General features: G+C 63.0%; 12 protein-coding genes. 7 read left to right on the plus strand and 5 right to left on the minus strand.

Annotated features, from left to right (window positions below; all coding sequences use genetic code 11):
* Nucleotides 1-31 precede the first annotated feature (31 nt).
* The 5 genes from J3P96_RS14065 to J3P96_RS14085 all read left to right on the plus strand — a co-directional run bounded on the left by J3P96_RS14065 (nucleotide 32) and on the right by J3P96_RS14085 (nucleotide 6,257).
* Entirely contained in the window at nucleotides 32-832 is an 801-nt protein-coding gene (locus tag J3P96_RS14065; RefSeq protein WP_434651677.1) for a MipA/OmpV family protein, read from the plus strand.
* Entirely contained in the window at nucleotides 832-1,518 is a 687-nt protein-coding gene (locus J3P96_RS14070; protein WP_434568519.1) for a response regulator transcription factor, read from the plus strand. Before J3P96_RS14065 ends, J3P96_RS14070 begins: the two co-directional genes overlap by 1 nt.
* On the plus strand, nucleotides 1,487-2,851 hold the full coding sequence (locus J3P96_RS14075; protein WP_434651679.1) for a sensor histidine kinase: 1,365 nt from the start codon (nucleotides 1,487-1,489) through the stop codon (nucleotides 2,849-2,851). Before J3P96_RS14070 ends, J3P96_RS14075 begins: the two co-directional genes overlap by 32 nt.
* 679 nt (nucleotides 2,852-3,530) lie before the next feature.
* Nucleotides 3,531-4,004 (plus strand): (2Fe-2S)-binding protein, encoded by a 474-nt coding sequence (locus J3P96_RS14080; protein WP_305494711.1) that lies wholly within the window; start codon nucleotides 3,531-3,533, stop codon nucleotides 4,002-4,004.
* Between the two features lie 12 nt (nucleotides 4,005-4,016).
* Nucleotides 4,017-6,257, plus strand: a complete 2,241-nt coding sequence (locus J3P96_RS14085; RefSeq protein ID WP_434651682.1) for a molybdopterin cofactor-binding domain-containing protein — start codon at nucleotides 4,017-4,019, stop codon at nucleotides 6,255-6,257.
* Nucleotides 6,258-6,387: 130 nt separating this feature from the next.
* On the opposite strand, the gene J3P96_RS14090 is transcribed toward J3P96_RS14085, so the two are convergent.
* A complete protein-coding gene (locus J3P96_RS14090) occupies nucleotides 6,388-6,651 on the minus strand; it encodes a DUF2790 domain-containing protein (protein ID WP_434623781.1) in 264 nt (87 codons plus the stop codon).
* 165 nt (nucleotides 6,652-6,816) lie between these two features.
* Nucleotides 6,817-8,337, minus strand: coding sequence for a methyl-accepting chemotaxis protein (locus tag J3P96_RS14095; protein WP_434568524.1), 1,521 nt, complete (start codon nucleotides 8,335-8,337; stop codon nucleotides 6,817-6,819).
* Nucleotides 8,338-8,504: 167 nt separating this feature from the next.
* Between J3P96_RS14095 and J3P96_RS14100 the strand changes: the two genes are divergently transcribed.
* Nucleotides 8,505-9,653 carry a MalY/PatB family protein gene (locus J3P96_RS14100; RefSeq protein WP_434651685.1) on the plus strand — a complete coding sequence of 383 codons (1,149 nt, stop codon included), beginning with the start codon at nucleotides 8,505-8,507 and terminating at the stop codon, nucleotides 9,651-9,653.
* Between the two features lie 177 nt (nucleotides 9,654-9,830).
* On the opposite strand, the gene J3P96_RS14105 is transcribed toward J3P96_RS14100, so the two are convergent.
* Nucleotides 9,831-10,235: a VOC family protein gene (locus J3P96_RS14105; protein WP_434568526.1), complete on the minus strand. Its 405-nt coding sequence runs from the start codon at nucleotides 10,233-10,235 to the stop codon at nucleotides 9,831-9,833.
* Nucleotides 10,236-10,421: 186 nt separating this feature from the next.
* Between J3P96_RS14105 and J3P96_RS14110 the strand changes: the two genes are divergently transcribed.
* Nucleotides 10,422-11,279: an SDR family oxidoreductase gene (locus J3P96_RS14110; protein ID WP_434568527.1), complete on the plus strand. Its 858-nt coding sequence runs from the start codon at nucleotides 10,422-10,424 to the stop codon at nucleotides 11,277-11,279.
* 184 nt (nucleotides 11,280-11,463) lie between these two features.
* Here J3P96_RS14110 and J3P96_RS14115 read toward each other — a convergent pair whose 3' ends face one another.
* Nucleotides 11,464-11,907, minus strand: coding sequence for a DUF421 domain-containing protein (locus J3P96_RS14115; protein WP_434651689.1), 444 nt, complete (start codon nucleotides 11,905-11,907; stop codon nucleotides 11,464-11,466).
* Nucleotides 11,908-11,914: 7 nt separating this feature from the next.
* Complete coding sequence (locus J3P96_RS14120; protein ID WP_434651691.1) at nucleotides 11,915-12,433, minus strand: hypothetical protein; 519 nt, start codon at nucleotides 12,431-12,433, stop codon at nucleotides 11,915-11,917.
* Between the last annotated feature and the right edge of the window lie 2 nt (nucleotides 12,434-12,435).

Below are 12,435 nucleotides of genomic sequence, written 5' to 3' on the forward strand. Positions count from 1 at the left end.
ACGCTTTCATCCCATTGATCCGGAGACTTCCATGCCCCTGTCCATTTCGAAAACTGCAATTGCGATCCGGTTGACCACCGCCGGCACGGCGTTCGTGCTGGGCGTGTGCGCGTCGATGGCGGCCAGTGCCGACCAGCCTGAAGGCTCCGCCTGGGGGCTCGGCGTGGGTGCGGTCAGCAGCCAACAGCCGTACGAAGGCATCGACCGTGACAGCGAGGTCCTGCCGCTGATCTATTTCGAGAATGAATACCTTCGTGTCTTCGGCCCCACCGCCGAAATCAAGCTGCCGGGCCTGGAGATCAGCGACACCCAGCAGCTCGATTTCAGCCTCGTCGGCGAATACGATTTCAGTGGCTACGATGACGACGACGCGCGAATCCTGGAGGGCATGAGCGATCGCAAAGGCGGATTCTGGGCGGGCGCCAAGATCGAATGGCGCAATGACCTGGCCGATGTCAGCGCCGAGTGGCTGGGCGACGTTTCGGGCAACAGCAAGGGCCAGCGTTTCACCCTGGGCCTGGAGCGATCCTGGCGGATCGGTGAACACATCATGCTGACGCCACGGCTGGCGGCCATCTGGCAGGACGAAAAATACATCGATTACTACTTTGGCGTTCGGGAAAATGAAGCTCGCATCGATCGGGCGGCCTATGATGGCAAGTCCGGCATCAACACCGAATTTGGCGTACGTGGAAACTATATGTTCGATGACCATCACTCAGTGTTCCTGGACCTCAAGGCGACGAGCCTTGCCAATGAAATCAAGGACAGCCCGCTGGTCGACCAGTCCACCGAGAACAGCGTGCTGTTCGGCTACCTGTACCGTTTCTGATGAGCCGCATCCTGCTGGTCGAGGACCACGAACGCCTCGCGCAACTGGTGTGCAAAGGCCTGGCGAGCGCCGGCATCGCCGTCGATGTGATCAGCCGCATCGACGCGGCGTGGGCGGCAATCCAGCAAGTGCCTTACCAGGCGCTGGTGCTTGATCGCGGCCTGCCGGACGGCGATGGGCTGCTGTTGCTGGCGCGTTTGCGTAATGCCGGGCTGGGCCTGCCGTGCCTGGTCCTGACCGCGCGTGACGCGCTGCATGACCGGATCGAAGGCCTCGATGCAGGAGCGGATGATTACCTGCCCAAGCCGTTCGCCATGGACGAAATGGTCGCGCGCGTGCGAGCCCTGCTGCGTCGCCCCGCAGAGCGGCGTTCGTTGGCGCCTTCCCATGGCGACCTCAGTGTGCAGCCCGACACAGGCCTCATGTGCAGCGTCGAAGGTAGCATTCCGCTAGCGCCGGCGGAGATGCAGATCATGCTGTTGCTGCTGCGCAAACCTGGCGAAATCGTCCGGCGCAGCGCCATCGAGGCGGCGGCATGGGGCTTGAGTGAAGCCGTGACGCCGAATGCCCTGGACGTGGCCCTGCATCGGATTCGCCGCAAGCTGCTGGCGATCGGTTCCCACCAACGGATAGTCAACCTCAGAGGCCTGGGTTATGCCCTTCGGCAAGACGATCTGGCGCAATAGCATCAGCTTCAAGGTACTGGTCGCCTACGTCGCGGGCGTGGGCTTGAGCATCCTGCTGATTGCACTGGGCGCGTTCGCGCTCATCACGTCCAAGAGCGATATCCTGCTGACCACCGACGTCGCCGAGCGCACCCATGAGCTGGCCGGCAAGCTGCAGTTCGACGCGGCGGGCCGACCCACCGGGTTCGACAACAGCGAGGGCGATCGCGTCTGGACCTTCAACAGCCTGGGCGAGGAAATCGGCTATCGGGTCCTGGATTCAGAGGCAAACGTCCTCCTGGCTTCCACTGACGAGGCTTTCTGGGCTTCGGCCGCAACGGTTCGCCCCGCGGAACAGGGGCGCTTCAAGTTCGAGCGCAAAGGCATCACGATGTACGCCGCGACCGCTCCGGTGGAGCAGGTCGACCACACCTTGTACCTGCAATTCGCCGTCAGCGAACGCCTGATGAACCTGCTGCACAAGGGCTTTGCCTGGCCTTTCATGGGCGCCGGGATCGTCCTGTTCAGCCTGGTGCTGCTCTTCGTCTTTGGCACCTGCGCCTATTTCACGCTGGGCTACACGCTCAAACCGCTACGCGAGGTCTCGGAGTCGGCGGCGGCCATCTCCCCTCGCTCCCTGCACTCACGGCTGGATGTCAGAACCGTGCCGTCCGAGGTAGCGCCGCTGGTGACCAGCTTCAACAGCGCGCTTGAGCGCCTGGAACACGGCTACCGGGTCCAGCAGGAATTTCTAGCAACCGCCGCGCACGAACTGAAGACGCCACTGGCGCTGATCCGCGCACAGCTCGAACTGATGGCGCCAGACAAAGGCCGCGACTCGTTGCTCAACGATGCCGAGCACATGGCACGCCAGGTTCAGCAACTGTTGCTGCTGGCCGAGACCAGCGAGGCGCATAACTACAGTTTCGCCGCCGTGGATGTCATGGAGGTTGCGCGGCAAGCGGCAGGTTATCTGCAACGCATGGCCGACGCGGCCGATGTGCGCCTCGTCCTGGCTGGCCCGACGGCTGTGGCCGAGCCTTGGCAGGCCGATCGTAGCGCCTTGTTTACCCTGCTGAAAAATCTCCTGGAAAATGCCATTCAGCATGCGCCTCGTGGTACCCAGGTGTTGCTGGAGCTCGGCGCCGATACGCTGACTGTGCGCGACTGGGGCCCTGGCGTGACGCAGGAGCAAATGGTGCAGATATTCACCCGTTTCTGGCGCGGGGCTCATCGCCGCGATCATGGCGCCGGGCTGGGCCTGACGATCTGCCAGGAGATTGCCCGGGCGCACGGGTGGACCTTGATTGCGCGCAGAGCGGAGCCCGGGTTGTCGTTTTGTTTGTCTCGCTGAACCGTGAAATCTGCGTCTGTAGAGGATCCAGTGTGGGAGCGAGCTTGCTCGCGAAGGCGGCGTGTCAGCCAATGAAGATGTTGAATGGGCGGGGCCCCTTCGCGAGCAAGCTCGCTCCCACAGGGGGTCCATGTGAACCGTGAAATCTGCGTCTGTCGTGGTTCCAGAGTGGGAGCGAGCTTGCTCGCGATGGCGGAATGTCAGCCAATGATGATGTTGAATGGGCGGGCCCCTTCGCGAGCAGGCTCGCTCCCACAGGGGGTCCATGTGAACCGTGAAATCTGCGGCTGCCGAGGATCCAGTGTGGGAGCGAGCCTGCTCGCGAAGGCAGGCTGTCAGCCAGTGGATATATTGAATGTGCAGGCCCCTTCGCGAGCAGGCTCGCTCCCACAGGGGTTTGGTGTGAGCCGTGAAATCTGCGTCTGTCGTGGTTCCAGAGTGGGAGCGAGCTTGCTCGCGATGGCGGAATGTCAGCCAATGATGATGTTGAATGGGCGGGCCCCTTCGCGAGCAGGCTCGCTCCCACAGGGGTTTGGTGTGAGCCGTGAGATCTGAGGGTTTCAAACGAAAGGACGGTGGATTTGCAAGATTGGGCAATCATCGGACCGGATCGTGCAAGCTTTCCCCGCCGATGCTTTCTATAGTAATCGGTGCCAAACCATCTGGAGCTGGTCCGACTATGAGCGCCCTCAATATCAACGGCCGTGAACACACGGTTGACGTAGATCCCGGCACCCCGATTCTCTGGGCCCTGCGCGACACGCTGGGCATGACCGGCACCAAGTTCGGCTGCGGCGCAGCCCTGTGTGGCGCCTGTACCGTCCACCTGGATGGCCAGGCCATTCGCTCCTGCGTGACCCCGGTGGCCGCGGCGCTTGGCAAGAAGATCACCACCATCGAGGCGGCCACCGACGGCAGCGACCCGGTCGGTAGCGCCGTGCATGACGCCTGGGTCAAACATGACGTGGCGCAATGCGGTTACTGCCAGAGCGGCCAGATCATGAGCGCCACGGCGTTCCTCAAGGCGCAGCCCAAGGGCAAGCAACCCACGCCAGCCGAGATCGACTCGGCCATGGCCGGCAATATCTGCCGCTGTGGCACCTACGCCCGTATTCGCGCCGCGGTGGCCGATGCCGCCAAGACCCTCGCCTGACAGGAGCTCGCCATGCTGAACGAGATTTTTCCCAACGAGTTTCCGCGCGCCTTGCAGCACCTGCTTGAACGCGACGACAGCGACGGCCCCGCCACCCTGCCCCGGCGCAGCTTTCTCAAGATCATCGGTATCGGCGGCCTGGCCTTGGGCGCGTTTCCTCACCTGGCCTTGGGGCAACAGGCCAACGGCGCTGGCGACGGCGCGCTCAAGCCGACTCAACAACCTTCGGCCTTCGTGCAGATCGCGCCGACTGGCGAAGTCACCGTAACGATCAACCGCCTGGAGTTCGGCCAGGGTGTCCAGACCGGCCTGCCGATGATCCTCGCCGAAGAGCTCGACGCCGACTGGAGTCTGGTGCGCACGCGCAACGGCAGCAACGACTCGGCCTACATGGACCCGGCGTTTGGCATTCACCTCACCGGTGGCTCCAATTCGATCAAGAACAGCTACACGCAATACCGCGAACTGGGCGCCCGCGCTCGCGCCATGCTGCTCAGCGCTGCCGCCGCGCGCTGGAACGTCGATGCGGCGAGCCTGACCACGCAAAACGGCACGGTGTTGGGGCCTGGCGGCCGCAAGGCCAGTTACGGCGAGCTCGCCGAAGCGGCCATGGCATTGCCCGTTCCGGAGAAGGTCACGCTCAAGGATCCGAAGGATTTTCGCATCATCGGCCAGGCCACCACCCGCCTCGATGCGAAGGCCAAGAGCAGCGGCCAGCAGGATTTCGGCATTGATGTGAATCTACCGGGGCAACTGACCGCCGTGGTCGCCCGGCCACCGGTGTTCGGTGCCCGGATCGCGTCCCTGGACGACAGCGCCGCACGGGCGACCAAAGGCGTGAAAGCCGTTTTGCGCGTGCCGCTGGACGGCGGCGCCGAAGGCGTTGCGGTGGTTGCCGACGGTTACTGGCCGGCGAAGCTGGGGCGCGATGCGCTTAAAGTCGAGTGGGACGTGGCCAAAGTCGAGAAAGTGGACACGGAAAAACAGCTGGCTCAGTACCGGGAACTGGCCGGCAAGCCTGGCCTGGTCCACTTTGATGCCGACATGAAACCACTTGCCACGGCGCCGCATCAGCTGGAGGCCGAGTTCATTTTCCCTTACCTGGCCCACGCGCCCATGGAACCGCTGAACTGCACCGTCCAGTTGTCCGAGGGTCGCGCCCAGTTGTGGGTCGGCACGCAATTCCCCGGCGGCGATGGCGCGGCGGCGGCCAAGGTGTTGAATCTCAAGCCCGAGCAAGTCCAGGTCAATGTACAGACGGCGGGCGGCGGCTTCGGCCGGCGTGGTGTGCCCAGCAATGATTTCGTCGTGCAGGCTTGTGAAGTGGCCAAGGCCGCCCGTGCTGCCGGCATCGATGCGCCGGTGCGCACGCTGTGGAGTCGAGAAGATGACATCAAGGGTGGCTACTACCGCCCGATGCACCTGCACCGTGCGCGCATCGGTTTTGACGACAGCGGCAAAGTCCTGGCCTGGGACCACGCCCTGGTCGGGCAATCCATCCTCACCGGCACGCTGTTCGGTGGGCAGATGAAAAACGGCATCGACCCCACCGCGACCGAAGGCATGCGCGATCCCTACCCGCTGCCGATGCGATTGTCCGTGCATCATCCCAAGCTCAACGTGCCGGTGTTGTGGTGGCGCAGCGTGGGTTCCACCCATACGGCCTTTGTGATGGAAACGCTGATCGACGAAATCGCCCGCGCGACGAAACAGGACCCGGTGGCGTATCGCATGAACCTGTTCGGCGATCAGAGCCCACGCCATCGCGCCGCGCTGCAACTGGCGGTGGACAAGAGCGAATACGGCAAGCGTCAACTGCCCGCCGGCCAGGCCTGGGGCGTGGCGGTCCACGAGTCGTTCAGTTCGGTGGTGGCTTATGTGGTGGAGGCCTCGGTGCAGGACGGGCGTGCGGTGCTGCACAACGTGACCGCCGGGGTCCATTGCAACCTGGTGGTCAATCCGCGCAGCGTCGAAGCCCAGGTTCAAGGCGCGGCCCTGATGGGCCTGTCGATGTGCCTGCCGGGCGGTGCCGTCACGCTGAAAGACGGTGTCGTGCAGCAGAGCAACTTCGCCGACTTCAGCGTGCCGCGCATCACCGACATGCCACAGATCGCCGTGCACATCGTTCCCAGCGCCGAACCGCCAACCGGCATGGGCGAACCCGGCCTGCCCGCACTGGCCCCGGCGTTTGCCAATGCGATCGCCAGCCTGACGGGCAAACCGCTGCGGCAGTTGCCGTTCAACCTGGCGTAACCGCCAGCAAGTGACAGCCCGTGGCGAGGGAGCTTGCTCCCGCTCGGCTGCGTAGCGGCCCCAAGTTTTGCGGTCGCTGCGCAACCGAGCGGGAGCAAGCTCCCTCGCCACAGTTAGCGGTGATCGGCGATCAATTATCCTGGTCGCACCCCTGGGCCAGAGCGCTGTAGTCCAGCGCCCGGATCGTCCCGGTGGAGTCCAGATAGGTCATCCGCGATTCGACGACGCCGCAGCCCGAGCCCGACCCTTGCTTGACCGACAGCACCTTGGCGATGTCCAGATGATCGCCGTACATGTAGGTGTGTGGCTTGACGCTGTCCTGGGCGTTGGCGGTCAGGGCGCCGAGGCTGAGGACGGCAAACAGTGAAGCGAGGCTGAGGTTCTTCAGGTTCATGGTGATGTCTCCGGCGTTTGAGTGAGGTCCTGAGACGGCTTATGCTGTCTCGATGGGGCTCATTTGACGCCGGCGAGGTATCCCAGATGTGTCAGCAACGGGCTTGAAGGAATCAGTTCGTATCGACAGCGGGGCTGGATACACAGCGATACATTTGAATCGACGCTATTTTCGCTGAAGCTGCCGGTCGGTCCCATGAAACGCCTGCCCCAGCGCCGCCAGCCGCTCCGCCAAAGGCGGCAGGCATTGGCTGCTGCGGGTCAGCACACCGATGTTGTCGGCGTTGCGCTCGGCCACGGCCTGGACCGTTTGCAAGCGCTCATTGATACCCATCGACGCCGCGCACTGTTGCTGGGTCGTGCTGGCGATCAGGTCGTTGAAATGGTTGATCACCGCGATGTCTTCGACGACAGCATGCAACAGTTGCGAGGCCTGCTGGCTGGCGGATACGCAACGCTCGACCCCTTCACGGCTGTCTTGCATGGCGATCGCAGCCTGACGGCTGCCCTGTTGCAGCTTGGCGATGATCTGCTGGATTTCCGTGGTGGAAGTCGAGGTCCGTTGGGACAGCGTCCGGACCTCGTCGGCCACCACGGCGAACCCACGCCCCTGCTCGCCGGCCCGGGCCGCCTCGATGGCCGCGTTGAGGGCCAGCAGGTTGGTCTGTTCGGCGATGCTGTTGATCACGTCCAGCACCTGGCCGATCTGCTGCGCCTGCTCGGCCAGCAGTTGCACGGTTTCATTGGTCAGGTTGATCCGTCCCGCCAGTTCGAGAATTTCTTCCCGGGTCTGGTCAACCGTGGTGCGCCCCCGGTTGACTTGCTCGTTGGCCTGCCCGGCGCGTTGCAGCGTCTGGCCGACGTGGCCGGTAATACTCTCCATGGCCTGCATCAGCTGGCCGATCGCGCCGCTCATCTGTGCCACTTCGTCCAACTGGTGCCGGGCACCATTTTCCAGGGTCTGACCGACCTGGGACAGGTCCTGGCCGAGGTCCGACAGGTCACGGGTGTCGCGCACCACACCGTCCACCAGGTTGGTCACTTGCAGGAGGAAATGGTCGAAACGCTCGCCGGATGAGACTTTCACGCCCTGGCTGCGTTGTGTGTCGGTGTCACGACTCAACTGCGCGGCGGCGGCCAGCACCTTGTCGAGCACGTCCTGGTTGTCCGTTGCATCAGCCAGGCTCTGGTTCGCCAGGTAGATCAGAATCACGCTTTCGACGACAACATAAAAGGCATGCACAAAAATCATCGTCCAGCCGCCGTGGGCATCCATCACGAATACCGGGTAGCCCTGATGCTGGAGCCAATGAAACCCGACGTGGTGAACGGCGATGGTACCGGCGGCCACGACGATTGGCAGCCAGTCGCGATAGAACGTCAACACCGCCAGCAGCACGAAGATGCCGAAGTGGAACTCGATCACGCCTCGGGTCTGGTTGATGTGTAGCGCGGCCATGACCATCAGCGCCATGGCGATGATGCAGCGCATCGCACGGGTGCCGCCGATGCCCCGGTAGAGCAGCGTAGCCAGCAGGCATGTCGGTGCGCCGATCAGCAGCGCCTGGGTGAAGGTCGAATGGAGAAATGCCAGGCCCAGCGAATACAAGAGCGTGAGCCAGAGCAGCCCGAGCATGATGCGATCGGCTTTGCGGTAGTGATCGTTAAAGCGCAGGGGCGATTTCATCGGGCTGTCCTTGTCATGAACGGGGCGTCCGTCGGCGGCGTATCGACGTCTCGGGACGAAACTGTAGCGCATTGAAACAAATTAATGGCAATTAGCTACCAATCTTTTTGTCCAGCCTCTTTGCTTTATGATGGCGCGATTCTGTATCCCTGACTGATGGAACTCCCATGACTTTCGATTTCGACCAGGTGTTCGAACGCCAAGGCACCGGCAGCACCAAATGGAGCCGTTACCCGGCCGAGGTATTGCCGATGTGGGTGGCCGACATGGATTTTGCCGCCCCGCCAATGGTGATCGATGCGCTGCACAAGCGCCTTGAGCATCCGATGCTGGGCTACAGCGTGGCCCAGGACAGCCTGCGCGCCGCCATCGTCGCCGATCTCTGGAGCAAGTATGGCTGGCGCGTCGAGCCCCAGCAGATCCTGTTCCTGCCAGGGGTCGAGCCAGGTTTCAACATGGCTTTGCATGCGTTGGTCGAGCCGCAGCAGAACGTCGTGGTGCAGGTGCCCAACTACCCACCGCTGCGTCATGCGCCGGGCCATTGGAACCTGAACAAGGTGGAGTTGCCCTTCACCCCGCTCGACGGAGAGTTCCACACACCCCTGGGCGCATTGCGCGACGCCTTGCAGGGCGGCGGCGCGCTGCTGCTGAGCAATCCACACAACCCGCTGGGCAAAGTGTTCGGGCGCGACGAACTCAAGGCCGTGGCGGACATTTGTATCGAGCAGGACGCCTGGATCATTTCCGACGAGATCCATGCCGAACTGTGCTTCGATGGCCGCGTGCACATCCCCACCGCCAGCCTCGGCGCGGAGATTGCCGAGCGTACCATCACGCTGATGTCGGCCAGCAAGGCCTACAACATCGCGGGGCTGAAAACCTCCTTTGCGATCATCCAGAACGCCAGGCTGCGCGAGCGGGTCAACAGCGCCAGGGCGGGCATGGTCGACAGCGTCAATGCGCTGGGCCTGGAGGCGACTCGTGCCGCCTACAGCGAAGCGGGTCCGTGGCTGGAGGCATTGAAGGCCTACCTGCAAGCCAACCGGGATTACCTGGTCGACGCGGTGAAGAACCGCTTGCCGGGCGTGACCATGACCGTGCCCCAGGGGACCTACCTGGCTTGGCTGGATTGCTCCGCGCTGGGGCTGGACGATCCGCAAGCGTTTTTTCTGAAGGAAGCCAAGGTCGGCTTGAGCGCCGGGATGGATTTTGGCGATGATGCCGGGCAATTCGTGCGGCTGAACTTCGGTTGCCCGAGGGCCTTGCTGGAGGAAGGCCTTGCGCGGATGGAGCGGAGCCTGAAGACCCGAGGCTGAGCAGATCCCCCCGTGGCGAGGGAGCTTGCTCCCGCTCGGTTGCGTAGCGACCGCAAGATTTTGGGGCTGCTACGCAGCCCAGCGGGAGCAAGCTCCCTCGCCACAACAGCGGATCATCTCAAGAGCGGATGACCTCACGAGCGGATCACCCCAGGAGCAGATCACCTCCAGATCGGGTCAGTCATACATATCCGGCGTATGCACAAAGCACAACTTATTGCCCTCCGGATCCCGGCAATAAGCCCCGAAGTAATCCTTAGAATACTGCGGCCTCGGGCCCGGCGCGCCTTCGTCGAAACCGCCCATCGCCAGGGCCATGTCCCAGGCGGCGCGCACGGTCTGCGGCGAATCGGCGGCGAAGCTCACTTGCATGCCATTGCCCCAGGTCGCGGGCAGACCATTGATCGGCACCTGGACGAACACCTGCGGCCAATGCCTGCCGGGTTGATGCCAGCCTTCCCCAGGCGGGCCCGAGTCGTCCTCGCTGTCCATGCGCACCAACCCCAGGCACCCCAGGACGGCATCGTAGAACGCGACCATTTTCGGTAGATCACGCGCACCAATCTGAATGTGACTGAACATGCCCTTCTCCTTATGCAGTCTTGTTGCCATTGGAGAGCATGACCGTGCCCACGTTCAGCCGAACATGAGCACGATCGACGAAACGCTTGGCGGGCACGCTCATCGACCGACGGGAAATCCGACCGAACTCCGCCCGAAACCTCACAGTCCACCCTCCATCGCAACCAACTGCCATGGAGAACGAAAATGGCCGATTACCCAACCCCACCCTTCCCCAAACAAAGCCAGCCCGTCCCCGGCAGCCAGCAGAAAATGGACCCGTATCCAGACTGCGGTGAACAAAGCTACAAGGGTTCCGGTCGCCTGGCGAACAAGATTGCCCTGATCACCGGCGCCGACAGCGGCATCGGGCGCGCGGTAGCCATTGCCTTCGCCCGCGAAGGCGCTGACGTGGCCATTTCCTACCTGAACGAGCACGAGGATGCCAAGGAGACCGCTCGCTGGGTCGAACAGGCCGGCCGGCAATGCCTGTTGCTGCCCGGCGACCTGGCGGACAAGGCCCAATGCCGCAAGGTCGTCGATGAAACCGTGGCGCGCTTCGGCCGCATCGACGTCCTCGTCAACAACGCCGCGTTCCAGATGACTCACGAAACCCTGGAAGAGATTCCGGACGAAGAATGGGTGCGCACGTTCGATATCAACATCACCGCAATGTTCAGGATCTGCCAGGCCGCGGTGCCGCACATGAAGGCCGGCGGATCGATCATAAACACCACTTCGGTCAACTCGGACATGCCCAAGCCGACACTGCTGGCCTATGCCACGACCAAAGGCGCCATCGCCAACTTCACCGGCGGCCTGGCGCAGATGCTCGGGCCCAAGGGCATCCGGGTGAACAGCGTCGCGCCAGGGCCGATCTGGACACCGCTGATCGTTGCCACGATGCCCGAGGAAGAAGTGCAGAACTTCGGTTCGCAGACCCCACTGGGGCGCCCCGGCCAGCCCGTGGAAGTGGCGCCGATCTTCGTGCTGCTGGCCTCGGATGAGTCCAGCTACATTTCCGGCTCGCGGTATGCGGTGACCGGGGGCAAGCCGATCCTTTAAAGCTCGTCGCAATCCCGCGGACCTGTGGTCCCCGGGCTCCGGGCTCCGGGCTCCGGGCTTTTGACTCTGTGGCGAGGGAGCTTGCTCCCGCTCGGTTGCGTAGCGACCGCAAGATTTCAGGGCCGCTTCGCAGCCCAGCGGGAGCAAGCTCCCTCGCCACAAAAAGCCCCGCCACTACCAAGGATCACTCCTTGGCAATCACCGATATCTTCCCGTTGCGTTCGATGATCGCGAACTTGATCTGATCCAGGGTCTCGATGCCCTGGCTCGAGCGCGCCGCTTCCATGATGTCTGCCTCTATCAGCCGAGCGTGACGCATGCGTGCCTGCAAGATGCGCCCGTCCTCGACGATGACGGTCGGGCCACCATCGATCAGCCGCGAAACCCAGTCGGAGCGCAGCTTGAGCAGGGAAAACCCGACGTCGATGGCAATCAGCGTGACGATGACCATGAACGAATTGGTCATCGAGAAATCGTCCCCCAACAACGCCTGCTGGGTCGCCTCGCCGATAATCATCAACAGGACGAAATCGAAGGTGGTGATCTCCGCCAGCGAACGTCGCCCGGCGATCTTGAACAACACCAGCAATACCGCGTACATCGCGGCGGCTCGCAATACCGAATCCATACGTCACCTATGGAAAGATGAATTGATTGAACCTGACCTCGGCGCCATTGGGCGTTGCGATGCGGCTTTTATAGTTACCGAGGCCTTCACCGAGCAGTGACAAGTGCAGGTTGGCCCGCCCCTGCCCGTCGGCCCGGACCCAGACCTTCATACCCTGCCCCGCGGCGGCCGAACGCACTGGCTGCGGTTGCACGCTCTGCACATCGAACCCCTCCAGCCAATCGCCGCCGAGTTCCACCTCCAGCACCGCGTTGGACGGTCCCTGCAGACGGATGACCAGCGGATTGACCGAGCCGTTGCGATGAAACATCTCGTATTCGACGCCGATGCTGCCGTCCGCGCTTTGCGCTTCGCGACTGCTCAGCGGACCACGGGAAAACAGCCCGAGCAGGGTCAGGATCACCAACAGCACCAATACGTACCAGCCGACCCGCTCGAAGCGCCAGACCTTGTGCTGGAATGCCATGTCCTCTTCCACCGGGAACTGGCGGCTGCGGTGGTCGTCCTGTTCGCGCTGATCGATCATGG

The sequence above is a fragment of the Pseudomonas sp. R3-56 genome, from assembly GCF_051132075.1.
Lineage (GTDB): Bacteria > Pseudomonadota > Gammaproteobacteria > Pseudomonadales > Pseudomonadaceae > Aquipseudomonas.